28 protein-coding genes and 1 tRNA gene are annotated in these 24,406 nt (G+C 67.4%); 17 read left to right on the top strand and 12 right to left on the bottom strand.

Annotation, left to right across the window (positions count from 1 at the left end; all coding sequences use genetic code 11):
* Positions 1-26: 26 nt before the first annotated feature.
* On the bottom strand, positions 27-1,286 hold the full coding sequence (locus tag CXY91_RS15920) for a DUF2254 domain-containing protein (protein ID WP_100962290.1): 1,260 nt from the start codon (positions 1,284-1,286) through the stop codon (positions 27-29).
* A gap of 106 nt (positions 1,287-1,392) precedes the next feature.
* Here CXY91_RS15920 and CXY91_RS15925 point away from each other — a divergent pair, with 106 nt between their 5' ends.
* A complete protein-coding gene (locus CXY91_RS15925) occupies positions 1,393-2,478 on the top strand; it encodes a Kelch repeat-containing protein (protein WP_100962291.1) in 1,086 nt (361 codons plus the stop codon).
* On the opposite strand, the gene CXY91_RS15930 is transcribed toward CXY91_RS15925, so the two are convergent.
* The gene (locus tag CXY91_RS15930) at positions 2,475-3,434 is read right to left on the bottom strand and encodes a nucleoside recognition domain-containing protein (RefSeq protein WP_100962292.1); all 960 of its coding nucleotides are present in this window, start codon (positions 3,432-3,434) and stop codon (positions 2,475-2,477) included. The genes CXY91_RS15925 and CXY91_RS15930 overlap by 4 nt on opposite strands.
* 114 nt (positions 3,435-3,548) lie before the next feature.
* Between CXY91_RS15930 and CXY91_RS15935 the strand changes: the two genes are divergently transcribed.
* Positions 3,549-4,001 carry an Lrp/AsnC family transcriptional regulator gene (locus tag CXY91_RS15935; protein WP_100962293.1) on the top strand — a complete coding sequence of 151 codons (453 nt, stop codon included), beginning with the start codon at positions 3,549-3,551 and terminating at the stop codon, positions 3,999-4,001.
* 9 nt (positions 4,002-4,010) lie between these two features.
* Here CXY91_RS15935 and CXY91_RS15940 read toward each other — a convergent pair whose 3' ends face one another.
* Positions 4,011-4,421 (bottom strand): GNAT family N-acetyltransferase, encoded by a 411-nt coding sequence (locus CXY91_RS15940; RefSeq protein WP_199777465.1) that lies wholly within the window; start codon positions 4,419-4,421, stop codon positions 4,011-4,013.
* A gap of 225 nt (positions 4,422-4,646) precedes the next feature.
* On the opposite strand from CXY91_RS15940, the gene CXY91_RS15945 reads away from it, so the two are divergent.
* Both CXY91_RS15945 and CXY91_RS15950 read left to right on the top strand, forming a co-directional pair.
* Positions 4,647-5,501 (top strand): DMT family transporter, encoded by an 855-nt coding sequence (locus tag CXY91_RS15945; RefSeq protein WP_100962295.1) that lies wholly within the window; start codon positions 4,647-4,649, stop codon positions 5,499-5,501.
* Positions 5,502-5,664: 163 nt separating this feature from the next.
* On the top strand, positions 5,665-6,630 hold the full coding sequence (locus tag CXY91_RS15950; protein WP_158673440.1) for a Bug family tripartite tricarboxylate transporter substrate binding protein: 966 nt from the start codon (positions 5,665-5,667) through the stop codon (positions 6,628-6,630).
* A 44-nt stretch (positions 6,631-6,674) separates the two neighbouring features.
* On the opposite strand, the gene CXY91_RS15955 is transcribed toward CXY91_RS15950, so the two are convergent.
* From CXY91_RS15955 to CXY91_RS15970, 4 genes are all read right to left on the bottom strand, one after another.
* Positions 6,675-7,238: a methylated-DNA--[protein]-cysteine S-methyltransferase gene (locus tag CXY91_RS15955; protein ID WP_100962369.1), complete on the bottom strand. Its 564-nt coding sequence runs from the start codon at positions 7,236-7,238 to the stop codon at positions 6,675-6,677.
* A gap of 200 nt (positions 7,239-7,438) precedes the next feature.
* Positions 7,439-8,395, bottom strand: coding sequence for a protein-methionine-sulfoxide reductase catalytic subunit MsrP (msrP, locus tag CXY91_RS15960; RefSeq protein WP_100962370.1), 957 nt, complete (start codon positions 8,393-8,395; stop codon positions 7,439-7,441).
* 116 nt (positions 8,396-8,511) lie between these two features.
* Positions 8,512-9,054 (bottom strand): SRPBCC family protein, encoded by a 543-nt coding sequence (locus tag CXY91_RS15965; protein ID WP_091842116.1) that lies wholly within the window; start codon positions 9,052-9,054, stop codon positions 8,512-8,514.
* A gap of 11 nt (positions 9,055-9,065) precedes the next feature.
* Positions 9,066-9,374 carry a metalloregulator ArsR/SmtB family transcription factor gene (locus CXY91_RS15970; RefSeq protein ID WP_100962297.1) on the bottom strand — a complete coding sequence of 103 codons (309 nt, stop codon included), beginning with the start codon at positions 9,372-9,374 and terminating at the stop codon, positions 9,066-9,068.
* A 111-nt stretch (positions 9,375-9,485) separates the two neighbouring features.
* Here CXY91_RS15970 and CXY91_RS15975 point away from each other — a divergent pair, with 111 nt between their 5' ends.
* From CXY91_RS15975 to CXY91_RS15990, 4 genes are read left to right on the top strand one after another with little or no spacing between them, the layout of a single operon-like run.
* A complete protein-coding gene (locus tag CXY91_RS15975; RefSeq protein WP_248307511.1) occupies positions 9,486-10,430 on the top strand; it encodes a DMT family transporter in 945 nt (314 codons plus the stop codon).
* Positions 10,431-10,442: 12 nt separating this feature from the next.
* The gene (locus tag CXY91_RS15980; RefSeq protein ID WP_100962299.1) at positions 10,443-10,997 is read left to right on the top strand and encodes a hypothetical protein; all 555 of its coding nucleotides are present in this window, start codon (positions 10,443-10,445) and stop codon (positions 10,995-10,997) included.
* Positions 10,987-11,496: a hypothetical protein gene (locus CXY91_RS15985; RefSeq protein ID WP_100962300.1), complete on the top strand. Its 510-nt coding sequence runs from the start codon at positions 10,987-10,989 to the stop codon at positions 11,494-11,496. The genes CXY91_RS15980 and CXY91_RS15985 overlap by 11 nt, the downstream gene beginning before the upstream one ends.
* Before the next feature lie 17 nt (positions 11,497-11,513).
* Complete coding sequence (locus CXY91_RS15990) at positions 11,514-12,647, top strand: iron-containing alcohol dehydrogenase (protein WP_100962301.1); 1,134 nt, start codon at positions 11,514-11,516, stop codon at positions 12,645-12,647.
* 126 nt (positions 12,648-12,773) lie between these two features.
* Here CXY91_RS15990 and CXY91_RS15995 read toward each other — a convergent pair whose 3' ends face one another.
* The gene (locus CXY91_RS15995) at positions 12,774-14,372 is read right to left on the bottom strand and encodes a carboxyl transferase domain-containing protein (protein WP_465246868.1); all 1,599 of its coding nucleotides are present in this window, start codon (positions 14,370-14,372) and stop codon (positions 12,774-12,776) included.
* A gap of 220 nt (positions 14,373-14,592) precedes the next feature.
* Between CXY91_RS15995 and CXY91_RS16000 the strand changes: the two genes are divergently transcribed.
* Genes CXY91_RS16000 through CXY91_RS16010 form a run of 3 tightly spaced genes read left to right on the top strand, consistent with a single transcriptional unit; the run spans position 14,593 to position 16,133 of the window.
* A complete protein-coding gene (locus tag CXY91_RS16000; protein ID WP_100962303.1) occupies positions 14,593-15,177 on the top strand; it encodes a TetR/AcrR family transcriptional regulator in 585 nt (194 codons plus the stop codon).
* A gap of 42 nt (positions 15,178-15,219) precedes the next feature.
* Entirely contained in the window at positions 15,220-15,507 is a 288-nt protein-coding gene (locus CXY91_RS16005; RefSeq protein ID WP_100962304.1) for a YciI family protein, read from the top strand.
* A gap of 17 nt (positions 15,508-15,524) precedes the next feature.
* The gene (locus CXY91_RS16010; RefSeq protein WP_100962305.1) at positions 15,525-16,133 is read left to right on the top strand and encodes a DNA-3-methyladenine glycosylase I; all 609 of its coding nucleotides are present in this window, start codon (positions 15,525-15,527) and stop codon (positions 16,131-16,133) included.
* A 29-nt stretch (positions 16,134-16,162) separates the two neighbouring features.
* Here the strand turns inward: CXY91_RS16010 and CXY91_RS30235 are convergent, their stop codons facing one another.
* Both CXY91_RS30235 and lipB read right to left on the bottom strand, forming a co-directional pair.
* Positions 16,163-16,360, bottom strand: a complete 198-nt coding sequence (locus tag CXY91_RS30235) for a hypothetical protein (RefSeq protein WP_091842296.1) — start codon at positions 16,358-16,360, stop codon at positions 16,163-16,165.
* A 66-nt stretch (positions 16,361-16,426) separates the two neighbouring features.
* A complete protein-coding gene (gene lipB, locus CXY91_RS16020) occupies positions 16,427-17,131 on the bottom strand; it encodes a lipoyl(octanoyl) transferase LipB (RefSeq protein ID WP_100962306.1) in 705 nt (234 codons plus the stop codon).
* A gap of 136 nt (positions 17,132-17,267) precedes the next feature.
* On the opposite strand from lipB, the gene CXY91_RS16025 reads away from it, so the two are divergent.
* On the top strand, positions 17,268-17,537 hold the full coding sequence (locus CXY91_RS16025) for a FliM/FliN family flagellar motor switch protein (protein ID WP_091842137.1): 270 nt from the start codon (positions 17,268-17,270) through the stop codon (positions 17,535-17,537).
* Positions 17,538-17,544: 7 nt separating this feature from the next.
* On the opposite strand, the gene CXY91_RS16030 is transcribed toward CXY91_RS16025, so the two are convergent.
* Complete coding sequence (locus CXY91_RS16030; protein ID WP_100962307.1) at positions 17,545-18,399, bottom strand: 2-keto-4-pentenoate hydratase; 855 nt, start codon at positions 18,397-18,399, stop codon at positions 17,545-17,547.
* 234 nt (positions 18,400-18,633) lie between these two features.
* Here CXY91_RS16030 and CXY91_RS16035 point away from each other — a divergent pair.
* The 3 genes from CXY91_RS16035 to CXY91_RS16045 all read left to right on the top strand — a co-directional run bounded on the left by CXY91_RS16035 (position 18,634) and on the right by CXY91_RS16045 (position 21,332).
* Positions 18,634-18,718 (top strand) — tRNA-Leu (locus CXY91_RS16035).
* A 181-nt stretch (positions 18,719-18,899) separates the two neighbouring features.
* Positions 18,900-20,306, top strand: coding sequence for a magnesium transporter (gene mgtE / locus CXY91_RS16040; protein ID WP_100962308.1), 1,407 nt, complete (start codon positions 18,900-18,902; stop codon positions 20,304-20,306).
* A gap of 87 nt (positions 20,307-20,393) precedes the next feature.
* The gene (locus CXY91_RS16045) at positions 20,394-21,332 is read left to right on the top strand and encodes a glycoside hydrolase family 25 protein (RefSeq protein WP_248307512.1); all 939 of its coding nucleotides are present in this window, start codon (positions 20,394-20,396) and stop codon (positions 21,330-21,332) included.
* Positions 21,333-21,335: 3 nt separating this feature from the next.
* Here the strand turns inward: CXY91_RS16045 and CXY91_RS16050 are convergent, their stop codons facing one another.
* Entirely contained in the window at positions 21,336-22,055 is a 720-nt protein-coding gene (locus CXY91_RS16050) for a CDP-alcohol phosphatidyltransferase family protein (protein ID WP_100962310.1), read from the bottom strand.
* A gap of 104 nt (positions 22,056-22,159) precedes the next feature.
* Between CXY91_RS16050 and CXY91_RS16055 the strand changes: the two genes are divergently transcribed.
* Together CXY91_RS16055 and CXY91_RS16060 are read left to right on the top strand one after the other, a co-directional pair.
* Positions 22,160-23,146 (top strand): glycoside hydrolase family 25 protein, encoded by a 987-nt coding sequence (locus CXY91_RS16055; RefSeq protein ID WP_100962311.1) that lies wholly within the window; start codon positions 22,160-22,162, stop codon positions 23,144-23,146.
* Positions 23,147-23,219: 73 nt separating this feature from the next.
* Positions 23,220-24,215, top strand: coding sequence for a CorA family divalent cation transporter (locus CXY91_RS16060; RefSeq protein WP_100962312.1), 996 nt, complete (start codon positions 23,220-23,222; stop codon positions 24,213-24,215).
* Positions 24,216-24,406: the final 191 nt, after the last annotated feature.

Here is a 24,406-nt window from a genome sequence, read left to right on the forward strand (position 1 = left end):
CCGCGATGCCCGCGCTGCGTGCCGGCTCAGTTGCCCAGCTTCGCCGCAGCGCGCACCCTTGCGGAAAGGTCGACCACTGCGCGCCGGTCCGGTTCGAACGTCAGCGTCGCCACGGCACGTGCCGCCGCGAGCTCGGCGTGGCGCAGCGCAGCTGGCATCAGCCGGCCCGAACCGGTGGCTGCCAGGATGGCGAGCGCCTTCTGCACCCTGATGCCGACTTCGACCAGGGCGGCTCCGTCGCGCGCCAACGGCGAGAACACGTCGTCGAGCAGGTCGTGCTCGTCGAGGCCGGGGACCGTGACATGCCGGCAGACCGGCTCCTCCTCCGCGCCCTCCCCGGCCCAAATCGACAGGATCCGCACCGCGCGCCCGATCACGTCGATCGCGGTACCCGGATCGTTGACCGCCGGCGACAGCGCCCGCGAGGCGATCTCGGCGAGGACCGACAGGCCGAAGCGCGGGTCCTGGTCGAACGAGCGCATGTCGCCGATGCTGAAGGCTTTTTGCACGGCCCCGAGTTGCTCATCTGCCAGCCGGCGACTCGAACGGGCGAGGATGCTCTCACGCGCCACGAATGCGCCGGGCAGTACCAGCACGTCGATGCGCCCGCCGGCCGCCTGCGCCAGCTTGTCGAGCGCTGCGACGTCGAGATGCTGGAGATAGCCGGTCTCGCTCGCAAGGATCGGCACGCCCTCCGCCATGCCCCCGGCTGGTGGCGGCAAGGCACCGAGATGCGGCTTCCGCCGGCGCTCGCGTAACGCCTCGGCTGCGGCTTCCTCCACCCGCCGGGTCGTTTCCCCCAGCCGCCCGAGGCGCGAAAGGTATTCGATCCAGCGCAGCAGGGTGACCACCACGAGGGCGATCACCGCGATGGTCGCGATGAAGAGGACGGCGCGCCCCTCGCCGCCATAGACGCCGGTGCTGAGCGCCACGATGCCGACGATGCTGAACAGGAAGGCGCCGATGAACGTCGAGAGCGCGTTCTGGGCCTTGGTGTCCTGCAGCAGCAGCATCGTCGCCCGTGGCGTGACGCCGGTCGCCGCAGCGGCGTAGGCCGAGACCATGGCGCCGAGCGAGAAGGTCGTCACCGCCAACATGCTCGATGCCATGATGCCGAGCACATTATCGACGGCGTCGGCGCCGATCCGGACCGAGACGGCCGGCGGAATGAACGGCTTCAGCCAGATCGCCACGAGCGCCGTCAGCGCACCGAGCAGCGAGAACAGGGCCGAGCGCACCCAGAGCCGTCGCGTGAACTGCGCCAGAAGCCATTGCCAGCGCGTCATGCGGCTCGCCTTTCACCAGGTCGTGATTCCGTCGCCAGCTTGCACGCCGACGGCGCCCATTGCCAACGCCCCTGCCAGCCGTAGGTTCATCATGGGAGGACGCATCATGACCAGCCTGAGCCGCCGCAGTTTCATCGCCGCCGGGGCCGCCGGTCTCGCCGCCCCCACCCTCGCCCAGCAGCCCGGGCACGAGCAGCATGGCGGGCATTACGAGCGGCTGAACCAGCCCGGCCGGATCGGCAAGCCCGAGCTCGCGGCGTCGCAGAACGTCTTTGATTCACCGGCCCCGAAGGCAGCCAGTCCCGGCCGCTGGAGCACGAAGGCGCTGCTGCCGCTGCCGCGCTCCGAAATGGCCTGGGCGGCGGCGCATGACGACCGCATGCACATCGTCGGCGGTTATGGCGAGCAGCGCACCGACCGGCCCTATCACCATGTCTACGATCCCAAGGCCGACACATGGAGCGACGGCGCGCCGTTGCCGCTGGGCGCCAACCATGTCGGCGTCGCCTTCCTCGATGGGAAACTCTACGCCATCGGCGGCTTCCTCGAGCAGAACCGCAAGCCGCATCCGCGCTGCTTCGTCTACGATCCCAAGGCGGACAAATGGGCCGAGATCGCGCCCCTGCCTCGCCCCGTCGGCTCGGCCGCGATCGTCGGCCTGAACGGCGTATTACATTCGATCGGCGGCGCCATCGGCGACACCACCGAGAGCAAGACCTCGATCAACTGGCACCGCGTCTACGATCCCAAGGCCGATGCCTGGAGCGAGCGCACGCCGCTGCCGACGGCGCGCGACCATACCGGGACGCTGGCGATCGGACAGCTGATCCACGTCATCGGCGGGCGCGTCGACAGCTTCCACACCAATTCGAACCTGCACCACGCCTATGACCCGGCGACCGACAAATGGGCGCCGCGCAACCCGCTGCCGACCGCCCGCTCAGGCCATGGCGCCGTGCTCTATCGCGGCAAGGTCTTCATCATGGGCGGCGAAGGCACCAATCGCGTCTTCGGCCAGATGGAGGCCTATGACCCCGCCAGCGACGGCTGGGAGCAATACGCCCCGATGCTGACCCCGCGCCACGGGCTCGGGGCCGCGCTGGTCGGCGACGCCATCCACGTCGCCGGCGGCGGCCCGGTCATGGGCGGCGGCGTCCAGAGTGCGATCCATGAGGCGTTCAGTCTGAGCTAAGAGCGGCTCGCGGAGTCACTCGCCGCGACCGGCGCGTCCGAAAACCTGTCGAGGACAAAAGCGATCGCCGCGGTCGCTGCAATCGCGAAGATCAGCCGCCCGGCCAGAATGCTGGCGATATCGGCCCCCAGCGCCACCATGATCAGCGTGTCCTCGATCAGGCTGTGGGCGAAGCCCATGAAGACGCTGGCGATGAAGATTTGCCGCGGCTCGATCGGCTGCCGGCGCACCTCCGCCAGCATCAATCCGCTGCCATAGGAGATGCCGAGCAGCAGGCCGACAGTGGTGAACGGCAGCGCCTCGGGCTTAAGGCCGACCAGACGGAACAGCGGAGCGAGTGCCCTGTAGAGCACATCGAGGATGCCTGCCGCTCTGAGTAGTTCCATCACCCAGGTCAGAACGAGCAGAACTGCGAGCATCACGACCAGTGTCTTGGCCAGCCCGTAGGAGAAGCCGAGCCAGCCGACCTCGCCCGCCGCGGGCGTCCAGACCGGGGCCATCGGCTGCGCCAGCCAGCCGGTCGCGGCAAAGAGCTGGTGCAGCAGCGCGGCGAAGGCCATCGCCCCGGCGATGCGGATGATCGACGTCGCCCAAAAATTCGGCCCAGCCCTGGCGACGATGCGCTGCTCGACCGGGATGGCATGCGCCAGCAGCAGCAGGGCCGAGAACACCGTCATGTCGGCGCTGCTGAGCGCCAGCGTCGGCACCAAAGTGAACAGGACCACCACCCCGCCCCACATCCCGACCAGCAAACCAGTCAGCCAAGCTAGAGCCAGCTCCGGCGGCAGGCCGAAAAGCTGCATCGCCGGCGCCAGCCAGGGCGAGACGGCCTTGATAACCCCGAACTCGGCCAGAGCCTGAGTCGCGATCGCGATCGGCACCATGACCACGACGAGCTCGCGGTAGACGGCAAAGGTCTCGATTGTCTTGCGCTGGAATTGGGTCTGGAGCGGCATCGGCGGCAATCCTCGATTGGTGCCGGGACGCTAGCGCCGATGCATGCTTGGTGGTGGTCAAAATCGCCGGCTATATGCAATTTTATTGCACGAGGCTCGCCGGAGATGCCCGCGATGGATCGGATCGACAGGACGCTGCTGAACCTGCTCCAGGCCGACGCCTCGCGCACCAATGCGCAGCTGGCCGATGAGGTCGGGCTCGCCCCATCGAGCTGCCTGCGCCGGATCAGGCGGCTGGAAGCGGCTGGACTGATCCTGCGAACGGTCGCGATCCTCGATCCCGCCAAGAGCGGCAAGGGCCTCAAGGTGATCATCGCCATCGAGCTCGCCCGGCATGACGAGCCGAACCGGCGTCGCTTCCTCGAACTGGCGGCGCGCCAACCGGCCGTCGTCCAGGCCTATGGCGTCACCGGCCAGACCGATGTGATCCTGATGCTGCGCGTCGCCGACATGGACGAGGTGACGGCGCTCTGCGAGCTGCTGTTCGGCGAAGGCAGCAACGTCACGCGCTACTATACCATGGTGGTCAACAAGACCGCCAAGGAGACGACCGCGATCCCTCTGTGAGCGGACGCCTCAACCGCCGAGCAGCTTCTTCATCGACGGCGCCGGATGGAAGGCATAGCGCTCGCGCTCGTAGAACGGGATCGCCTCGCGCCTGGCATCGAGGAAGACTGCGTTGAGGCCGCGCGCCCTTGCATCCGCCTCGGCGAAGGCGAGCAGCGCCCGGCCGATGCCGCCGCTGCGGACCCGATCGTCCACCACGAGGTCGTCGACGTGCAGATACGCCCCGCGCGACAACGTATGGACCGGTCGCATGCCGAGCACGCCGACCAGTGCGCCGTCACGGAAGGCGCCGACCAGCTCGTAGCCCGAGAAGGATTGCCGCCGCACGCGGTGCAGAAACTCCGCCTCGTCGAGCGCTACCCGCAATTGCACGACGATCGGGAAGGCCTCGCGCCACTCCGCCGGAACGAGCCGTCTCACCAAAACCATCGTCCTCGCCCATCTCGCAATCGTCCAGCCGCGGCAGATGAGGTCGCCATGCGTCTCGAATAGCAAGTGCCTTGCCGAGGGGCCGGCCTTGCGCAGGCCTTCTGACCGGCTCGCGTGGCACTCGGCGCAAGTATACCCGCTAGTGAATATCGCCATCGCTTTCGGTGCTGCAGGTTGGCCAGATCCGGGCACAGCGCCCGGCGAGGAGCCGGCCACGTGCAAGCCATCGCCTACGCCTGCCTTGTCGTGCTCCTGTTCTCGGGCTTCGTCCTCGTGTCGAGAGCCGGGCTTTCGACCGCCTTGACCCTGCCGGATATGGCGGCGCTGCGCTTCGGCATCGGCGGGCTGCTGTTGCTGCCGATCGTGCTGAAGCACGGGTTGAGCGGCTTGCGGCCGGCGCAAGCCCTGGCGTTGTCGATCTTGGGCGGGCTCGGCTTCGCGTTGTTCGCCTATGCGGGCTTTGCGCTCGCGCCCGCGGCGCACGGTGCCGTCCTGTTGCACGGCACATTGTCGTTGACCACCGCCATATTGCTGTGGGTCGTTACGAGCAAACTGCCGCAAGGCCGACAGACCGTCGGGCTGGTGGTCATCGGCCTCGGCATCGTCACAATGGCCTGGGATGGCTTCGGGCACGCGTCCTGGCGGCTGCTTCTGGGAGACGCCTGCCTGCTGGCAGCCTCGCTGTGCTGGTCGGGCTACGGGCTCTACGTCAGGGAGCTCGATCTCCCGGCGACGCGTGCCGCGGCGATCGTCGCAGTCGTCTCGGCGATCGCCTTTTTGCCGATCTACGCCGTCTTGCCCGGCAAGATGCTGTTTCGCGCCTCGCTGCAGGATCTCCTGGTCCAAGGTCTGTTTCAGGGTGTCCTGATCGGGGCGGTCTCGATCTTCGTCTACACGCGGGCCGTCTCACTGCTGGGCGCCGCCAGGGTTGCGCTCTTCACCGCCGCCGTACCCGGCCTGACCGCGATTGCGGGCTATGTCTTCCTTGGCGAGGCGCCCAGCCTCTTCGTTGCGCTGGGCGTGACGCTGGTCACAGCGGGCCTTCTGGTCTCCCTGCGTCGAGTACCTTGAAGACCAAGCGTTTCCGTAGCCGTTGTCCGCTCACGGCAGCGAGGCTCCTTGTCCTGCATACAAAATTCCGCATACACTCTTGCGGCTGGAACACGAGCGCTCTACTCCTTGCATGCAAGAAGCCGGGACAAGCCTGGCAATGACAAAGCAAGGGAGGAGTACGATGAAGGGTTTCCGCAGGCTCGCTCTGGCTGTAGCCACGCTCGCGATCGGCGCGGCGCCAGCCTTCGCCTTCCCGGATCGGCCGGTGCAGTTGATCGTGCCCTGGGCGGCCGGTGGCGGCATGGACGCGGTGATGCGCATCTTCGCCAACGGGCTCGAGGCCGAGCTGAAGCAACCGGTCAACGTCATCAACCGCACCGGCGGCGGCGGCGTCACGGGCCATACCGCGATCGCGACCGGCGCGGCGGACGGCTACACCATCGGCGGCGTCAGCCCGGAGCTCTCGTTCTTCAAGACGCTCGGCCTCGGTGACCTGACCGTCGACAGCGTCGACATGTTCTCGCGCGTCTCGCTGATTCCCGCGGGCGTCACGATCAAGGCGGACGCGCCCTACAAGACCGTCGCCGACTTCCTCAAGGCGGTGAAGGAGAGCCCGAAGGGCACCTTCACCTCGTCCGGCACCGGCACCGGCGGCTCTTGGCACATCGCCTCGGGCGGGCTGATGAAGGCGGCCGGCCTGCCGGCCGACCAGATCCGCTGGGTGCCGAGCAATGGCGGCGCTCCGGCGCTGCAGGATCTCGCCGCCGGCGGCATCACCGCCTTCACCGGCTCGCCGATCGAAGCCAAGGCGATGCTCGACGGCGGGCGCGTGCGCACCATCCTGATGATGACCGAGGAGCGTCACCCGAACTTCCCCGACGTGCCCAGCGCCAAGGAAGCCGGCCTCGACTGGACCTATCAGAACTGGTTCGCCATCGCCGCCCCCAAGGGCGTGCCGGCCGATCGCCGCAAGATCCTCTACGAGGCGGCAGAACGCACGATGAAGCGCGAAGATGTCCGCAAGGGGATGGCCGATCGTGGCATCACCCCGGTCTGGGACACGCCGGCGCAGTTGCAGGACTATGTGAAGACCTTCAGCGAGCGCGGCAACGGCGTGCTGAAGGATCTGGGCCTGGCGAAGAACTGACGGCCGACACCGAACGGGCTCGCTGCACAGCAGCGGGCCCTGCTTTACCGCAGCCGCGCCTGCAGCGGCAGATCGCCGAACAGTGACGGCTCGGCGCTGGTGCGAGCCTTCTCGATCGTCAGGATCTTCAGCTTGGTCTCGACGCCACCATCGGCCGAGAAGCCGCCGGTCTTGCCGCCCGCAGCGAGCACGCGATGGCAGGGCACGATGATCGGGATCGGGTTCTGGCCGAGCGCGACACCGACGGCCCGCGCCGCCCCGGGCTCGCCGATCCGCGCCGCCACCTCGCCATAGGTCAGGGTCTCGCCGGGCGGGATCGCAAGCGCCACGGCGTAGACGCGCCGGTTGAATTCGGGCGTGGCCGAGAGATCGATCGGCAGATGCGACAGATCACGCTGCTCGCCGGCCAGCAGGGCGACGATATCGGCGATCGCCTGCCGCACGAAGGTAGGCGGCTCGGCCTCGACGCTGTCTGGAAAGCGCCGCCCCAGCCGCCGCCGGGCGGCATCTTCGTCGCGCTCGGGCAATTGCGCCGCGACGATGCGCTCGCCCTGCCAGACCAGGGCGCAGGTGCCGATCGCGGTGGTGAAGAGACAGAAGTTCTGCATGAACGGACGATAGCGCGGCAGCGGGCTCCAGGGCACCCGATTCCTGCCGTCTCCATCACTTGTCGTCCCGGGCGGAGCGAAGCGTAGACCCGGGATCCATTCCGGAACCTTTTTCGGAAAGGCTCCGGAATGGATCCCGGATCGGCGCGGCTATCGCCGCTTGTCCGGGATAACTTGGTTGGGGAGCGAGAAAGCCCGGCTCACGCCCAGAGCCGTTCCTTCTCCAGTCCCTTGTAGAGATCGGCCACCTGCTCGGCATAGCCGTTGAACAGCAGCGTCGGCTTGCGATCGCGCGTGCCCAGCACCTGCTCGCTGGCCTGGCTCCAGCGCGGATGCGAAACCTCCGGGTTCACATTGGCCCAGAAGCCGTATTCAGAGGCTTGAAGACCCTCCCAGAAGGTCTTCGGCCGCTCGGCGACGAAGCTGATCTTGCTGATCGATTTGACCGACTTGAAGCCGTATTTCCACGGCGTGATCAGCCGCAGCGGCGCGCCGTGCTGGGTCGGGATCGGCTTGCCGTAGATGCCGGTCACCATCAGCGTCATGTCATGCGTCGCCTCGGCAATGGTCAGCCCCTCGGTGTAGGGCCAGGGATACCAGCGCTGCGACTGGCCGGGAGCCATCTTCGGGTTCAGAAACGTCTGCATCTGCACGTATTTCGCACCCGAGAGCGGCTTTGCCAGCGCGACCAGCTCCTTCAGCGGGAAGCCGGTCCACGGCACCGCCATCGACCAGGCCTCGACGCAGCGGAAGCGATAGAGCCGCTCCTCCAGCGTGACCTTCCTGATCAGGTCGTCGAAGCCGATTTCGAACGGCTTCTCGACCAGCCCGTCGATCGTGATCGTCCAGGGCCGCGTGACCAGCCGCTTCGACGCGGCGGCCACCTCTTTGGAGGTGCCGAACTCGTAGAAGTTGTTGTAGTTCGCCGCCAGTTCCTCGTCGGTCACCGGCCGGTCGAGCGTATAGGCCGCGTTGCGCTTGGCAGGGTAGAGGTCGAGCGTCGGATCGGCCCCCTGCGCACCGGCGGCCTGCGGCAAGGCGGCACCGGCGATGGCGCCGGCACTGCCGGCGAGCCATTGCCGGCGATTGAGGAAGACGGATTCCGGTGTCGCCTGGCTTTCGGGCATCTCCCAGCCGGCGCGACGCTTGATCAACATGACGGACATACTCCGTTGCAACGGAGCAAGTTTAGTCGATCCGACACCCTGAGACCAAGTCACGAGCGGGAGAGCAGCTCACCCGCTCGGTCAGAACCAGCGCAAATCGACCGTTGTCAGTCCGGCTGATCGGCGTACCGCTCGGCGTAGTCCGCCTCGAGCCCTTCGATCTTCGACCAGAAGCCGCGTGGCGGATTGCCGGCGAGCCTGTCTTCCAGGATGCCGAGATGGGCGTGCCAGCCGCCGGAGACGTCGATCATCTCGGCCTTGCCGGCGAGCTTGCGATGCGTCAGCACCAGCCTGACCTTGTCGCCCTCGGGGATGAGCTCGAAGGTCGCCTCCGAGGTTGCGTCGCCCTCGCCCGGCCAGGTCATCGCCAGCACCGTCATCGGCTCGTAGCGCGTGACGGTTCCCTTCGACGGCCAGCCCTTGTCGTTCATCTCGCGATAGCGCTCGGGCGGTGGCTCGCTGGTGATTTGCGAATGCTTGAACAGAAGATCGGCCTTGCCGCCGACGCGTGGCTCGATCTCGCCCGAGGCCAGCCAGGTGCCGCGCTTGTCGGACTCGGTGAGATAGGACCAGACCCGTTCGAGCGGGCCGGGCAGGAGCCGCTCGAAGCGGACCGCGCCGCTCTCCAGGACCACGCCATGTTCGTTCATCACGCCTCTCCTCAGTCGTCGTCGGGCTTTGCGAGTTCTCGTTCCAGGCGGTCCAGCCCGGCATTCCAGAAGCCGCGCACCTGCCGGACCCAGGCGTCGAAGGCATCGAGCCCGTCGGGATCGAGCCGGTAGATCCGGCGCTGGCCGCTGACTTCGACGCTGACCAGCCCCGCCTCCTTCAGCACCTTGAGATGCTGCGAGATCGCCGGCGCGCTCATGGCGAACTGCGCAGTGATCTCGCCGGCCGCCATGGCGTGCCGGCCGAGCATCTCGACGATGCGGCGGCGGGTCGGGTCAGCCAGGGCCGTGAAGCGATCCATGGCTTTTATTTAATGTCTCACTTAATTAAGTCAATGCAAAAATATGGGACACACCGATGGCGCGCCCTCCCCTTGCATGCACGTCGCTTGTGGTTGCGGCGGTTGCAGGTCATGAAGGGCGCCCCGTACGCCGCCTCCCACGAGACCATGCCCAGCCGAAACGCCACGCTCGCCGGCATCCTGATGATGCTGCTCGGCATCCTGCTGTTCTCGCTCAACGACGTGATGGGGAAATGGCTGGTCGCGACCTATACGGTGGGTCAGGTCCTGCTACTGCGCTCGGCCGCAGCCCTGCTGGCGATCATCCCCTTCGTGGTGAAGCAGGGCGTCGCCCGTACGCTGCGGCCCGAACGCCCCGGCCTGCAGCTGCTGCGCGTCACGCTCGGCTCCTGCGAGGTCGCGCTGTTCTACTGGGCAGTGTCCTATCTGCCGCTCGCCGACACGATGACGTTCTGGCTGGCCGCGCCGATCTGGGCGGTGGTGCTGGCGGCGCTGCTGCTCGGAGAGCGCGTCGACGCCGGGCGCTGGCTCGCAGTGGCGGCCGGCTTCGTCGGCGTCGTGATCACGCTCAACCCCTCGGCGCAGAGCCTGTCGCTGCCGGCGATCATCGCGCTCGTCGGCAGCTTCTCCTTTGCGGCTATGATGATCACTGGCCGGCAATTGCGCGGCACGCCCGATGTCACGCTGGTGTTCTGGCAGACGCTGGGCGCCCTGGTGATCGGGGTCGCGTTGCTGCCCTTCGGCTGGGTGACGCCGACCTTGCCCGATCTCGGCCTGCTCGGCCTCCTCGGCATCGTCGCGATGGTCGCGCATCTTTGCGTGACGCGCTCGCTCAAGCTGGCCGAGGCCTCGGTCGTGGTGCCCTATCAGTACACGCTGATCGTCTGGGCGCTGGTCTTCGGCTGGCTCGTCTTCGGCGACTGGCCGAGCTCGGCCATGCTGTTCGGCTCCGCGCTGATCATCGCCGCCGGCCTTGCCCTGCTCATGCTCGAGCGGCGTGCCGGCAATGCCGCCTCTGACACTGCCAAGGAGCGTGTTACGATCGAGCAGAACTGATCCGGAGATGCGATGGCCGAGGCTGCGAAACCGCCGGATTTCTGGAACTGGCTCGGCGCCGCGATCTCCCTCGTCCTCGGCCTCTGGCTGCTCGTTGCCGGCTGGCGGACCCTGCCGCTGGCACGCGGCGATCTCCTGGTCGCCGACCATGTCGGCCCGATGAGCTACAGCACGCCGCTGATCCGCGTCAGCTCGGGGCGCCGCGGGACGGCGACGCATCGGACGCAGGACCTCTGGCTCGCCGCTATCCGCGACGACGGGCAATACAACTACCGGCGGCTCTACCGGCCCGCCCGTGGCCTCTGGGTCGACGACATCGACCGGCTGGACCGAGACCAGCAGGTCCGCTTCCTGGTCGATCCCGATCGCCAGCTGGTTTACGAGGCGACCTCGCGCGGCAAGACCTTCCTCGCCTATGACGACACCGCCGAGACGCTGACCGGCGGCGCACGGCGCTCGTTCCTATTCGGCTTCGGCCTGCTTGCCGGCGCAATCTGGCACCTGTGGCCGCTGGCCTCGCGCTACTGGCGCGAACGGCAAGGCGCCGGCGAAGCCAATGGCGGCTGAGAAAACGGAAACAGGGCCGCTCTGGTGGGCGGGGGTCGCAACCCTTGGCCTCGTCTTCCTCGCCTATGGCTACGGCATCCTGCCGGTCGCGCGCGACCGGCTCGTCGCGGTCGAGCTGGAAGCGCCACTGCCGGTGCGGCAGGTGCTGATCCAATTGAGCGGGCGCAACCCCGACAGTTACTACACCCAGTATGTCGACGCGTCCCTGCCCGATCGCGGCAAGGTCGTGATCAGGCCGGTCGCCAAGGTCCTCATACCCGAGATCGAGAGCCTCAGGCGTGGCCAAGTCCGCTTCCTCGTCGATCCGTCCAGGCTGAGGATCTACGAAGCCGCCATCGACGGCCGCATCGTCCAATCCTATGCGGGCTCGGCCGGCCGGCAGCGCAGCCATGCCTTCATCGCGCTGGGTGCCGGGGTGTTCTGCGTCTGCGTCGGGGCTCTGGGGCTGGCGCCGCTGCGCCAGGCGCGCGACAAAAAGCAGGCCCGCCCGAAAAGCTGAGCGGGCGGGAGGACTTCATGGCGACGATCACCTATCTGACCACCGTCCAGTTCGGCTTCGGCGAGCTCAAGACCATCGCCCCCGGCCTGACCGACTTGAAGATCGCGCGCCCGCTGATCGTCGCCGATCGCGGCCTGGCAGCGACCGACCTGATCCAGCGCCTGCGCGCCGCCTCGCCGCTGCTCGGCAATGCCCCGCTCTTCGTCGACACTCCCACCAACCCGACCGAGGAAGCGGTCGAGGCCGCGCTGGCGCTTTATCGCGAGCACGACTGCGACGGCCTCGTCGCCATCGGCGGCGGCTCGCCGATCGACCTCGCCAAGGGCGTCGCCCTGCTCGCCGGCCATGACGGCCCGCTCGAGACCTATGCCGCGATCCTCGGCGGCATCCCGAAGGTGACGGGCAAGGTCGCGCCGGTGATCGCGGTGCCGACTACCGCCGGCACCGGCAGCGAGGTCGGCCGCGCCGCGCTGATCACGCTGAAGGACGGCCGCAAGCTGGGCTTCATCTCGCCCCACCTGATCCCGAAGCTGGCCATCTGCGATCCCGAGCTGACTCTCGGCCTGCCGGCCATGCTCACCGCCGCCACCGGCATGGATGCGCTGACCCATTGCATCGAGACCTATCTGAGCCCGCGAGAGAACCCGCCAGCCGAGGCGATCGCGCTCGACGGGCTGAAGCGCGCCGCGCTCAATATCGAGCGGGCGACCAAAGACGGCTCCGACCGCGAGGCCCGCAAGGAGATGCTGATGGCGGCCCTGCAGGGCGGCCTCACCTTCCAGAAGGGGCTCGGCGCCGTCCATGCCCTCTCCCACCCGCTCGGCGGCCTGAAGCAGGTCTCGTTGCATCACGGCACGCTCAACGCCGTGCTGCTGCCGGCGGTCCTGCGCTTCAACGAGCAGGCCTCCGGCGCGAAATATGCCGAGATCCGCCGCGTGCTCGGCCTCTCCGCCGACGCCGACCTCGCCGCCTGGGTCGCCGGGCTGACGCAGCGCCTTGGCCTGCCGGGCTCCCTGTCGCAGATGGGCGTGCCGCGCAATGTGCTGCCGGCCATCGCCGAGGCAGCGACGCAGGACCATTCGAGCGCGACCAATCCGCGGCAGGCCAGCGCGGCGGATTATCTGGCGATGCTGGAAGCGTCGTTCGGGTAACGCTACCCCGGCGTCATTCTCGGCCGAAGCGAAGCGCAGAGCCGAGAATCTCAGGACGATCAGGTACGCGTTGGAGTCTCACCTTGCCCGAGATGCCCGGGTCCAGCCCGGGCATGACGCGCTTCATCACATCCGGAACACGCCGAAGCGCGTCTCCGGCACCTCGGCGTTGAGGCAGGCCGAGAAGGCGAGCGCCAGCACGCGGCGCGTCTCGGAAGGCAGGATGATGCCGTCGTCCCAGAGCCGGGCGGTGGCGAAATAAGGCGAGCCTTCCGATTCGATCTTGTCGCGGATCGGCGCCTTGAAGGCTTCTGCGTCCTCGGCGCTCCAGGGCTTGCCCTCGGCTTCGAGATTGTCGCCGCGCACGGTCGCAAGCACGCTCGCCGCCTGCTCGGCACCCATCACCGAGACCTTCGAATTCGGCCAGGCGAACAGGAAGCGTGGCGAGTAGGCGCGACCGCACATGCCGTAATTGCCGGCGCCGAACGAGCCGCCGACCAGCACGGTGATCTTCGGCACGCGGGCCGAGGCGACCGCCGTCACCAGCTTGGCGCCATCCTTGGCGATGCCGCGCGTCTCGGCCTCGCGTCCGACCATGAAGCCGGTGATGTTCTGCAGGAACAGCAGCGGGATGCGGCGCTGGCAGCAGAGCTCGATGAAATGCGCGCCCTTGAGCGCGCTCTCCGAGAACAGGATGCCGTTATTGGCGATGATGCCGACCGGAATGCCGTGGATGCGGGCAAACCCGGTGACCAGCGTCGAGCCGTAGAGCGGCTTGAACTCGTCGAGCTGCGAGCCGTCGACCAGCCGCGCGATGATCTCGCGGGCGTCGTACTGCTTCTTCAGATCGGTCGGCACGACGGCGTCGAGCTCGTCCGCGCCATAGAGCGGTTCGACCGTCTCGGCGAGGTCGATGTCCGGCCGCTTGACGCTGTTGAAATTGCTGGCGATGCGGCGCGCGATCGCGAGCGCATGGGTGTCGTCGCCGGCATAATGATCGGCGACGCCCGAGAGCCGGGCATGGACATCGGCGCCGCCGAGGTCCTCGGCCGAGACGACCTCGCCGGTCGCGGCCTTCACCAGCGGCGGGCCTCCCAGGAAGATCGTGCCCTGATTCCTGACGATGACGGTCTCGTCCGACATTGCCGGCACATAGGCGCCGCCGGCGGTGCAGGAGCCCATCACCACGGCGATTTGCGGGATGCCGAGCCCCGACAGCGTCGCCTGATTGTAGAAGATCCGGCCGAAATGCTCGCGGTCCGGGAAGACCTCGGTCTGGTGCGGCAGGTTCGCACCGCCCGAATCGACCAGGTAGATGCAGGGCAGCCTGTTCTCGCGCGCGATCTCCTGGGCGCGCAGATGCTTCTTCACCGTCATCGGGTAATAGGTGCCGCCCTTGATGGTGGCATCGTTGCAGACGACCATCACCTCGCGCCCGGCGACCCGGCCGATGCCGGCGATCATGCCCGCGCCGTGCACGTCCTTGTCGTACATGTCGTAAGCGGCGAGCGAGCCGATTTCGAGGAAGGCCGAGCCGGGATCGAGCAGGCGCAGCACGCGTTCCCTGGGCAGCAATTTTCCGCGCGAGGTATGGCGCTCCCGCGAGCGGGCATTGCCGCCGAGCGCGGCGGTCGCGCGCCGTTCCAGCAATTGGTCGCGCAGCGCGCTCCAGGCCGCGACATTGGTGCGCGCCTCGGCCGAATTGAGATCGACCTTGCTCTCGATGACCGCCACGGCGCGCTCCCTCACGACAATCTTGCTCGCGGGTTATGGCCCGCCGCGCGCGAAACGCAAACAGGCGGCGGCGCGCAGACGCGCCGTGCGCAAAGCCGAGCCGCACGTCGAAGCGGCGATTGACCGTGTCGGACACTTGTCCTAAAGCCCTTGTAGGACAAACGACCTAGAGCGTTGTCAGGGCGGCGTTTCGGTCCAAGGAGCCAATGCGGTGCCCGAGAAAACGACCCGTGAGCTCATCGTCGCGACGGCCGATCGGCTCTTCTACGAGAGCGGTTTCGACCACACCTCCTTCGCCGACATCGCCGGCCCCGTCGGCATTTCGCGCGGCAATTTCTATTATCATTTCAAGACCAAGGACGAGATTCTCGACGCCGTCATCGAACGGCGCCTGGCCAATACCGCAGCGATGCTCGCCGCCTGGGCAGAGGGCGATCAGGACCCCGCCGCCCGCATCCGCAGCTTCATCGACATGCTGATCGCCAACCGGACGAAGATCATGGCTTATGGCTGCCCGGTCGGCACGCTCTGCAACGACCTGGCGAAGCTCCAGCATCTCGCCTTGCCCCGAGCCGGCGAGATCTTCACGCTGTTCCGCGACTGGCTCCGCCGCGAATTCGCCCGGCTCGGCCATGCCGCGGAGAAAGCGGACACTCTCGCCATGGAGTTGCTGGCCCGCAGCCAGGGCGTGGCCACGCTCGCCAGCGCCTTCCGCGACGAGGCCTTCATTCGCCGGGAGGTGGCGCAGATGCATGCCTGGCTGGATGCACAGCGCCTCCCCCGGCCATCGGCTTGAGTCCCCGACAGCAACCGCCTCCATCCCGGAGAAACGACCGCCATGTTCATCGTCCTGCTCAGGTTTTCACAGAATGTCAGCCGCGCCGCAGAGCTGATGGACGGCCACAATGCCTGGCTGAAGCGCGGCTTCACTGAGGGCGTCTTCCTGCTCGCCGGCGGTCTGCAGCCGAAGCTCGGCGGCGCGATCATCGCGCATGGCGCCACGCTGACGGAGCTTCAGGCCCGCGTGAATGACGACCCTTTCGTTGTCCATGGTGTCGTCGCGGCCGAGATCCTGTCGATCTCCCCGGGCAAGGCCGACGAGCGCCTGGCCTTCCTGCTCGGCTGACGAGGCGGAGAGCCATCATGAGCACGACCATCCCGGGACCGGACGGCAGGCCACGTTGCCGCTGGTGCGCGGCGGCGCCCGAATTCCTCGCCTATCACGACACGGAATGGGGACATCCGGTCGGCGACGATCATCGCCTCTTCGAGAAGCTCTCGCTCGAGGCGTTCCAGTCCGGGCTGAGCTGGCGAACGATCCTCGCCAAGCGCGAGAATTTCCGCAGGGGCTTTGCCGGCTTCGATTTCGATCGCATAGCCGGCTTCACCGAGCAGGACACCGCCCGTCTCCTCGCCGATCAGGGCATCGTGCGCCATCGCGGCAAGATCGAGGCTGTAATCAACAATGCCCGGCAGGCTCAGGCGATCGCCGCCGAGTTCGGCTCGTTGGCGGCGTTTGTCTGGCGCTATGAGCCGAGCACAGATGAGCTTGCGGTGCCGCAGACCGCCTCGACCTCGGCCGCATCGATCGCCCTGTCGAAAGAACTGAAGAAGCGCGGCTGGCGCTTCGTCGGCCCCACCACCGTCTACGCCTTCATGCAGGCGATGGGGCTGGTCAACGATCATGTCGAAGGCTGCGCCATCCGGGCCGAAGCAGAACGCTCCCGCGTAGCCTTCCGAAAGCCGGCGTGATCGGCGGCCGAGCCGCCGATCGCTCTGGTCTATTCCCGCATCCGCTTGACCGAGCCGGTCACGGTCGGAGCGGCGAAGGCGCCGACCGCCCCGCCCGCGACGGCGCCGATCGGTCCGCCGATGATCGCGCCGGTTCCGGCGCCGGCAGCAGCGCCGGCGATGCGTTCCTCGGTGGTGGTGCAGGCTGAAAGCAGGGCCGCCAGGCAGCCCGCGAAGATGATCCTCATCGTCATCGTCCCCATGGTTTCGTCACGGGGCAAGCATCCCGGCGGATGGTCAACGCGAGGTAAACGTCAGGAAACGGCGACCGTAGGCCCGAAAATCCGCTCGAATTCGGCCCTGAGCGCGCTGTCGACCTCCGGCATCGTCACCGGCAGGCCCAGATCGACCAGCGAGGTCACGCCCTGATCGGAGACGCCGCAGGGCACGATGCCGTCGAAATGCGCCAGCTCCGGCTCGACATTGAGCGAGATGCCATGGAACGAGACCCAGCGCCGGACGCGGATGCCGAGCGCCGCGATCTTGTCCTCGGCGCCCTGCCCCTTCTCGGGCCGGCGCACCCAGACGCCGACGCGCTCCTCGCGCCGCTCGCCGCGGATGTTGAAGGCTCCGAGCGTGCCGATCAGCCAGGCTTCCAGCGCCGAGACGAAGCGGCGCAGGTCGGGCTCGCGCCGCTTCAAGTCGAGCATCACGTAAGCCACGCGCTGGCCGGGGCCATGATAGGTGAATTGCCCGCCGCGGCCGGTCCTATGCACGGGAAAGCGCTCCGGCGTCAGCAGGTCCTCGTCCCTGGCCGAGGTGCCGGCAGTGTACAGCGCGGGATGCTCTACCAGCCAGACGCGCTCGCGCGCGGCGCCATCCGCGATCAACGCGGCACGGGCCTCCATCTCGGTGACGGCTGCCTCATAGCCGACCGGCTCGTCGGCGATCACCCATTCCACCGGCTCGGACCCCGCCTCAGGCAGGAACGAAACCGACAATGCCTCGCGGGTCTTCACTTTGGCTTAACCTAGTTTGTTCAACTCTTGGAAACCGGTCAGGCGCCCTTGTCGCTTCGCCGCTGCTCATGCGCCGGTTTCCGCGTCGCTGGCAAGTTCGTGGAATTGTTTTCAGGTAAGTCTGCGGAGGCAGCTTTTGAAGGCCGATCTCGACAACGTCGCGGTAGAGCTCACTGTCGTGCTCGGCTCGGCCCAGATGCCGATCTACAAGCTGCTGCGCATGGGCCGCGGCGCGATCATCGAGCTCAACGCGACCGAGAACGACGAGGTCCAGATCCTCGCCAACAACCATCCCTTCGCCAAGGGCCATGTCGTCGTCGCCGGCAGCCGCATCTCGGTCGAGATCACCGAGATGCTGATGCGCCCGACCGTCTATACGCTCGAAACCGTCGCCGACGCGGCCTGAGCGATACTCACTCGAACTGGACGCTGACCTTCGGCGTCCCCGCGAATCCTTCATAACGGACAGTGATCTGCTGGCCCGGCTTCGGCGGCGTCAGCGGCGAGAACGAGCCGACGCTGATCAGGTCGCCCGCCGCCAGCTTGCGGCCGCTCTTCGTCAGGTCCTGCACGAGCCAGATCACCGAATTCAGCGGGTTGCCGAGCGTCGCGGCGCCGGTCCCTTCGGCCAGCGTTGTCCCGCTCGCGTCGGTCGCGACGATCCTGGTCTCGGCGAGCAGCGCCACGGTCGCCGCATCGGCGTTCAGCGGCACCTCGGGGCCGGCGACACCAAAGCGGGCAGCGACATTGATCGCCAGCAATTGCGTGCCGTCGAGCGCCTCGCTCGGCGCCAGCGCCAGATCCGGCAATTCGATGAAGGGGCGCATGCCGGAGATATGGCGCAGCGCTTCCTCAGGCGTCCTGGCGCTGTTGATGCCCTCGTCCTTGACGACGAGCAGCATGTCGGCCTCCCAGACCGGGCGGGCGCCATAGGCTGCCGGCAGCTTCGCCCCGTCGTTCAGAATCATCTTCTCGAACAGCACGCCGCTGACCGGTCCATCGGCCTTGAAGCGCTCCTGCACCGCCTTGGCTGTGAGCCCGGCCTTGTAGCCGACAACCTTGCCGAGCTTGCCCTGAAGCTCGGCGACGAGCTTGCCGCGCGCGCAGGCCGCATCCTCAGGGTTCGTCACGGGCAACGCCTTGGCCGGGCGCTTTCCCTCCCAATCGGCGACGAAGCCGCTGATCGCGGCCGCGTCGGGACAGGCGGCCTGCGCTGCGCTCGCCATGAGCCAGGTGTGCAGGGCCAGAGCAATGGAACATGCGCGCATCGACGTCCTCCCGTATCCGCTCATGGCCGGCGCGGGAGCGCAGACTGGCGGGGATTATCGCTGAGCCGGCTGCGCATGGAGCGCGCTTGCGGCAGCGTTGTGCCTTGACGATCTCCGGCCGGGCGAACTTCGTCAACAAGACTGTCCGAACAGGGCTTGTCCCGGCTCACGGCTTTTGCTAGACCCGCGCCGCTCCGGAGTTCACGGCCACCACGCGGTGACCTCCGAGCCGCTGCGGTCATGGCGGAATTGGTAGACGCACTACCTTGAGGTGGTAGCGGGGAGACCCGTGGAGGTTCGAGTCCTCTTGACCGCACCAGTTTAGGACGAAGGTCCGCGAAACGGCGATCCGCAAGGATCGCCGTTTTTCGTTGCGGATGCATCGAATCCCGCCGTGGCGCGTTGCCATCAGGCGGAGGCGCTGACACAAGGGCGCTGACGCGCTCAGGCGCGAATCCCCTGCCCCTGAATTCTCCAGCCCTCGAATCGCGGAGCGACCCATGGTGGAAGCCGAGCCCGCTCCCGGCGAGACGCCGGAGCGCAAGGTCCGCGACGAGGATGGCGCCATCGACGCCGGCTTCCTCGAGCAGGTCTCGCAGGCCGTGCTGCTCGCCGACGTCACCGCCTTGCGGAAGCTCGTCGCCGAACTCCATGAAGCCGATCTCGGCGACCTGATCGAGGCGCTCGACCAGGATGAGCGGCCCAAGCTGATCTCGCTGCTCGGCAACGATTTCGACTTCGCCGCCTTGACCGAGGTCGACGACGCCGTCCGCGAGGAGATTCTCGACGAGCTCTCGCCCGAGACCGTCGCCGAGGGCGTGCGCGATCTCGACACCGACGATGCCGTCTACATCCTCGAGGACCTCGACGAGGCCGACAAGCGCGAGATCCTCGACAAGCTGACGCCGGCCGAGCGCACGGTGCTGCAGCAGGGCCTCGACTATCCCGAAGGCTCGGCCGGCCGGCGCATGCAGCCCGAGGTGATCGCAGTGCCGCCGTTCTGGACGGTGGGCCACACCATCGATTTCCTGCGCGAGACCGACGACCTGCCCGAGCGCTTCTTCGAAATCTTCGTGACCGACCCCAGCCACCATTTCGTCGGTACCGTCCCGCTCGACCGCCTGCTGCGCAGCAAGCGCCCGGTCAGCGTCATCGATCTCGTCGAGGACGACCGCCGCGTTGTCCAAGCCACCGACAATGTCGAGGACGTGGCGCGGATGTTCCAGCGCTACAATCTGGTCGCGGCGCCTGTGATCGACGCAGCCGGCCGGCTCGTCGGCGTCATGACCATCGACGATATCGTCGACGTGATCGAGGAAGCCGGCGACGACGACGTCAAGCAGCTCGCCGGTGTCGACGCGGAAGAAGAGATTTCCGATTCGGTGCGCCAGGTTGCGCTCGGCCGCTTTCGCTGGCGCTTCATCAGCCTGGTCGCAGCCTTTATCAGCGCCTCCGTCATGGCGCTGTTCGAGGAGCAGCTCGGCAAGCTGGTCGCGCTCGCCGTGCTCGCACCGATCGTCGCCAGCCAGGGCGGCAATGCCGCGACCCAGACGATGACGGTCGCGGTCCGTGCGCTGGGCACCGGCGAGCTCGGCGGCTGGAACATGGCCCGTTTCTTCCGGCGTGAGATGATCGTCGGCGTGCTCAACGGCGTCGCCTTCGCGCTGATCACCGCGCTGGTCGCCGGCTTCTGGTTCGGCAATCCCACGCTCGGCGTCGTCATCGGTCTAGCGATGATCGCGACCTTGATCATCGCCGCCCTCGCCGGTGTCGCCGTGCCTCTGGTTCTCGACAAGGCCGGCATCGATCCCGCGATTTCGTCCGGCACCTTCGTCACCACCATCACTGACGTGGTCGGCTTCTTCTCGTTCCTCGGCATCGCGACGCTGCTGCTGCGCCTGTCCTGATCGGACCTGACAGGCCCGAAAAAACCGGTAACGTAAACCGGGCGTCAAGTTTTCTCCGCAATTGTCCGAGAAATGATCGCCCGCCGCATGAAATCCTTGTCCCTGGCCCCCTTCGCGCTGCTCGCCGCCCTGACGGCTCTGGGTGGCTGCGTCGCTTTGGACAATTATCCGTCCAAGGGCGATGCTCGCCCCCATCCCGGCGTCGATGCCGCCAGGCAATATCCGATCCAGGGCATCGATATCTCGCGCTGGCAGGGCGAGATCGACTGGGCCTCGGTCAAGGCCGCCGGCACCCGCTTCGTCTACATCAAGGCGACCGAGGGCGGCGACCATGTCGACCCGGCCTTCCAGCGGAACTGGGAAGGCGCCCGCCGCGCCGGCGTGCCGCGCGGCGCCTATCATTTCGTCTACTGGTGCCGCCCGGCGCATGAGCAGGCGGTCTGGTTCAAGCAGCAGATCCCGAACGATCCCGACGCGCTGCCGCCGGTGCTCGACCTCGAATGGAACGGCCACTCCAAGACCTGCCCGAAGAAGGTCGAGCGCTCGCTGGCGCTGGAGAAGATCCGGCTGATGCTGACCGAGCTCGAGCAGCTCACCGGCAAGAAGCCGGTGATCTACACCGACATCACCTTCCACAAGGACATCCTGGAAGGCGAGTTCAACGACTATCCCTACTGGATCCGCTCGACCGCGGCCAAGCCCGAGGTCCGCTACAACAATCGGCCCTGGGCCTTCTGGCAGTTCACCACCACCGGCCGCGTCCCCGGCATCAAGGGCGATGTCGACCGCAACGCCTTCTATGGCAACGAGGGCGAATTCGCCGGCTGGCGCGAGGGCCGCTTCGACATCGGCACCAGGACTTGGACGCGCGAGCGCAAGGTGCCGCCGCAGCCGACCCCGGGGCCGGAGCATACTCCAGTAGCGATGATGCCGGGCGCGAGCAGGCCGGTCGCGGCCGCCTCCTTCCAGCCGGCGCCGCTCGGCGCGGTCGTAGAGAGCGAAGGGCCCGGACCGGATTCCGAATAAGGGCTATCCGCGCGGCATCCTGGCCCGCGCCACACCGAGCCCGACGAAGTAGCAGGCCGCCAGCGCAAGCCCGGCCTTGCTCCAGATGTCCGGCACCATCCCCTGCCACAGCGTCGCGACCGCGGCGATGCCCCACAGCGCCAGCATCGCCAGCGTCAGCCCGCGCCAGCGCCGCACGCGCACCGGGTGAACGAACACGACCGGCAGGAACATCAAAGCCTTGGCAATCAGGATCACCGCCAGCGCCAGCCAGGCCGGCGGCGCGAAGGCGACGATGTAGAATACGACGATGTTCCAGACCGCCGGGAAGCCGCGGAACCACCAGTCGTCGGTCTTCATGCCAGTGTCGGCGAAATAGAGCGCGCTCGCCAGCGTCACGGCAAGGCCCGCGATCACCCCATAGGGCGCCGCCATCACCTCCGGCCGCAACAGCATCGCCGCCGGCACGAAGACGTAGGTGACGAAATCGACGACGAGGTCGAGCAACGCCCCGTCATAACGCTTCGCCCGTTCCTTGACCGCGAAGCGTCGCGCCAGCGGCCCGTCAACCGCATCCACCACCAGCGCCACGCCGAGCCAGACGAAAGCCTGGGTCAGGTCGCCGGTGAACACGGCCTGGAGTGCCAGGAAGCCGAGCGCGGCACCGAACGCCGTCAGGACATGGACGCCATAGGCCAGGGCCCGACTGCCCTTGCCGGGATCCTCGCCGCCGGAATCGTCCATCGCCAGCCTCCCGCCGGTTAACCAAGCCTGAAGCCGGCCGCTCGAATGCTAACCACCTCTTAACCCGCCCATCGCCTATCCTTTTCTGCGAAGAGGAGACAAGCATGGCGCCCCGCGCTGAGACCAGACCAGAAGCGCGGCGCAGGGCGAAATCTGCCGGCCAGCTGGCGATCTGCGCCCTGCTCGGCCTGTTCGGTGCCGAGCCAGCTTTGGCGCTTTATCCCAAGAAGGGTGATTCAGACCCCCATGGCGGCGTGCGCGATGCGCGCCGCCGCGTCATCCAGGGCATCGATGTCTCGCGCTGGCAGGACGATATCGACTGGCAGAAGGTCAAGGACGCCGGCACCCGCTTCGCCTTCATCAAGGCGACCGAGGGCGGCGACCATCTCGACCCGATGTTCAGGAAGAACTGGGCCGGGGCGAAGGCGGCCGGCGTACCGCGCGGCGCCTACCATTTCGTCTACTGGTGCCGCCCGGCGAAGGATCAGGTTCGCTGGTTCAAGCGCCATATTCCGCGCGATCCCGACGCGCTGCCGCCGGTGCTCGATGTCGAGTGGAACGGCGAATCCGCCAAATGCGGCAAGAAGATCCCGCGCGAGAAGGCGCTCGCCAAGATCCGCGAGATGCTGAGAGGGCTGCAGGAGCACACCGGCAAGAAGCCGATCATCTATACCGACATCACCTTCCACGAGGATGTGCTGGAAGGCGAGTTCAACGACCATCCCTACTGGCTGCGCTCGACCGCCGCCCCGCTGCACCATCGCTATGAGCGCAAGCAGTGGGAGTTCTGGCAATTCACCACGACCGGCCGCGTGCCGGGCATCACCGGCGACGTCGACCGCAACGCCTTCTTCGGCTCCGAGCACGAATTCGCCGCCTGGCGCGATGGGCGCTACGACATCGGCGCCCGCAAATGGCGCGGCGGAGAGCCCAAGGTCGCGACCACGCCCAAGCCACCGGCCACGCCGGCCGGCCTTAGGACGCCGAAAGCGGCCGGCGGCACGCCGCTGAAATTCCTGCCGCCCGGCAAGATTCCGAAATCGGCGCAGGCGCGCGAGATCGCCGCGACGGGGTCAATCGCCCGCGACTGACGGCGAGCGTCGTGAAACCGTCATCTGGCGGTGCTGATGCGAGCGCATCGTCATCGCATTGGCCGACACTCCGATGTTGCCTGACCTCCACTCGCAGACCGGCATCGTCTGGGCCTATCGCTTCACTGCGGACGGCACGCCGACGCTCATCCCCCGCGACGAAGCGCTGACGCTGGCGCCGGAAGACGGCTTCGTCTGGCTGCATCTCGACCTCGTCCACACCAGGGCCCAGGCCTGGATCGACGAGCGCAAGGAATTGCCACCGGCGGCGCGCGAGCTCCTGCACTCGCGCGAGACGCATCAGCGGCTCGACCATTCCGCCAGCCTGGTCTGGGGCATCGCCCACGACCTGACCCGCGACATCGTCGACCGCACCGACACTGTCGGCACCCTCGCCTGGGCTGTCGGCGAACGCTTCCTGCTGACCGGGCGGCGTGAGGCACTGCAATCGGTCCGCAAGGCGGTCGAGGCGCTCAATGCCGGCGAACAGATCGGCTCTCCGGCCGAGCTGTTCGAGCATCTCATCGAATATCTGATCGACGACGTCACCGACGCAGTCGTGCGCCTCTCCGACGAGACCGACAGCATCGAGGACCAGATCCTGCTCGACAGGCTGGAGGACGGTCCGCAGCGCGTCGGCTCCGTGCGCCGCTCGGCCGTGCAGCTGCACCGCCAGCTCGCCGGCCTGCACTTGCTGTTCCGGCGCTTCGCCGAGACCCCGTCAGGACGCTCGGCCCCGGAAACGGTGCGGGCGGCAGCACTCCGGCTCCTGCTGCGGGTCGATACCTTGCGCCAGGACATCCAGTCGGTGCAGGACCGCGCCCGGCTGCTCCAGGACGAGATCGCCGTGCGCTCGGCCAATCAGACCAACCGGCAGCTCTACACGCTCTCGATCCTGACCGCGCTCTTCCTGCCGGCAACCTTCATCACCGGCCTGTTCGGCATCAATGTGAAGGGCCTGCCCTGGGTGGAATGGGACCTTGGCGCCGGCTTGGTCACCCTCGCCTGCCTCGGCGCGTCGCTGCTGACCCTGTTCCTGCTGCGCCGGCGCGGCGTGATCGGGCGGTAACGCCCCGTCAGTTGTGAGATCAGGCCTCGCGCGCCTGACGCTGCGCCCGCGCAATATAGTCGGGCGCTGGGAGCGTTTCCCCCCCTTCGCTTCAGAACCGCATCTCGACGCGTCCCTTGAGGGCGTGGTCTCTGGAGCGTTCGCCGATGGCGGCGGAGTAGGTCAGGCCGAGCGCGGTGGCCTGCGATATC

This window comes from Allobosea sp. FBZP-16, from assembly GCF_002831785.1.
In the GTDB taxonomy this organism is placed as follows: Bacteria; Pseudomonadota; Alphaproteobacteria; order Rhizobiales; family Beijerinckiaceae; genus Allobosea; species Allobosea lupini.

Excerpts from the sequence above, each read along its gene's own strand:
- CXY91_RS15920 (WP_100962290.1), bottom strand. The coding sequence starts at position 1,286 with ATGACGCGCTGGCAATGGCTTCTGGCGCAGTTCACGCGACGGCTCTGG.
- CXY91_RS15925 (WP_100962291.1), top strand. The coding sequence starts at position 1,393 with ATGACCAGCCTGAGCCGCCGCAGTTTCATCGCCGCCGGGGCCGCCGGT.
- CXY91_RS15930 (WP_100962292.1), bottom strand. The coding sequence starts at position 3,434 with ATGCCGCTCCAGACCCAATTCCAGCGCAAGACAATCGAGACCTTTGCC.
- CXY91_RS15935 (WP_100962293.1), top strand. The coding sequence starts at position 3,549 with ATGGATCGGATCGACAGGACGCTGCTGAACCTGCTCCAGGCCGACGCC.
- CXY91_RS15950 (WP_158673440.1), top strand. The coding sequence starts at position 5,665 with ATGAAGGGTTTCCGCAGGCTCGCTCTGGCTGTAGCCACGCTCGCGATC.
- CXY91_RS15955 (WP_100962369.1), bottom strand. The coding sequence starts at position 7,238 with ATGCAGAACTTCTGTCTCTTCACCACCGCGATCGGCACCTGCGCCCTG.
- msrP (WP_100962370.1), bottom strand. The coding sequence starts at position 8,395 with ATGTTGATCAAGCGTCGCGCCGGCTGGGAGATGCCCGAAAGCCAGGCG.
- CXY91_RS15965 (WP_091842116.1), bottom strand. The coding sequence starts at position 9,054 with ATGAACGAACATGGCGTGGTCCTGGAGAGCGGCGCGGTCCGCTTCGAG.
- CXY91_RS15970 (WP_100962297.1), bottom strand. The coding sequence starts at position 9,374 with ATGGATCGCTTCACGGCCCTGGCTGACCCGACCCGCCGCCGCATCGTC.
- CXY91_RS15975 (WP_248307511.1), top strand. The coding sequence starts at position 9,486 with ATGAAGGGCGCCCCGTACGCCGCCTCCCACGAGACCATGCCCAGCCGA.
- CXY91_RS15980 (WP_100962299.1), top strand. The coding sequence starts at position 10,443 with ATGGCCGAGGCTGCGAAACCGCCGGATTTCTGGAACTGGCTCGGCGCC.
- CXY91_RS15985 (WP_100962300.1), top strand. The coding sequence starts at position 10,987 with ATGGCGGCTGAGAAAACGGAAACAGGGCCGCTCTGGTGGGCGGGGGTC.
- CXY91_RS15990 (WP_100962301.1), top strand. The coding sequence starts at position 11,514 with ATGGCGACGATCACCTATCTGACCACCGTCCAGTTCGGCTTCGGCGAG.
- CXY91_RS16005 (WP_100962304.1), top strand. The coding sequence starts at position 15,220 with ATGTTCATCGTCCTGCTCAGGTTTTCACAGAATGTCAGCCGCGCCGCA.
- CXY91_RS16010 (WP_100962305.1), top strand. The coding sequence starts at position 15,525 with ATGAGCACGACCATCCCGGGACCGGACGGCAGGCCACGTTGCCGCTGG.
- CXY91_RS30235 (WP_091842296.1), bottom strand. The coding sequence starts at position 16,360 with ATGAGGATCATCTTCGCGGGCTGCCTGGCGGCCCTGCTTTCAGCCTGC.
- CXY91_RS16030 (WP_100962307.1), bottom strand. The coding sequence starts at position 18,399 with ATGCGCGCATGTTCCATTGCTCTGGCCCTGCACACCTGGCTCATGGCG.
- mgtE (WP_100962308.1), top strand. The coding sequence starts at position 18,900 with ATGGTGGAAGCCGAGCCCGCTCCCGGCGAGACGCCGGAGCGCAAGGTC.
- CXY91_RS16045 (WP_248307512.1), top strand. The coding sequence starts at position 20,394 with ATGAAATCCTTGTCCCTGGCCCCCTTCGCGCTGCTCGCCGCCCTGACG.
- CXY91_RS16050 (WP_100962310.1), bottom strand. The coding sequence starts at position 22,055 with ATGGACGATTCCGGCGGCGAGGATCCCGGCAAGGGCAGTCGGGCCCTG.
- CXY91_RS16055 (WP_100962311.1), top strand. The coding sequence starts at position 22,160 with ATGGCGCCCCGCGCTGAGACCAGACCAGAAGCGCGGCGCAGGGCGAAA.
- CXY91_RS16060 (WP_100962312.1), top strand. The coding sequence starts at position 23,220 with ATGTTGCCTGACCTCCACTCGCAGACCGGCATCGTCTGGGCCTATCGC.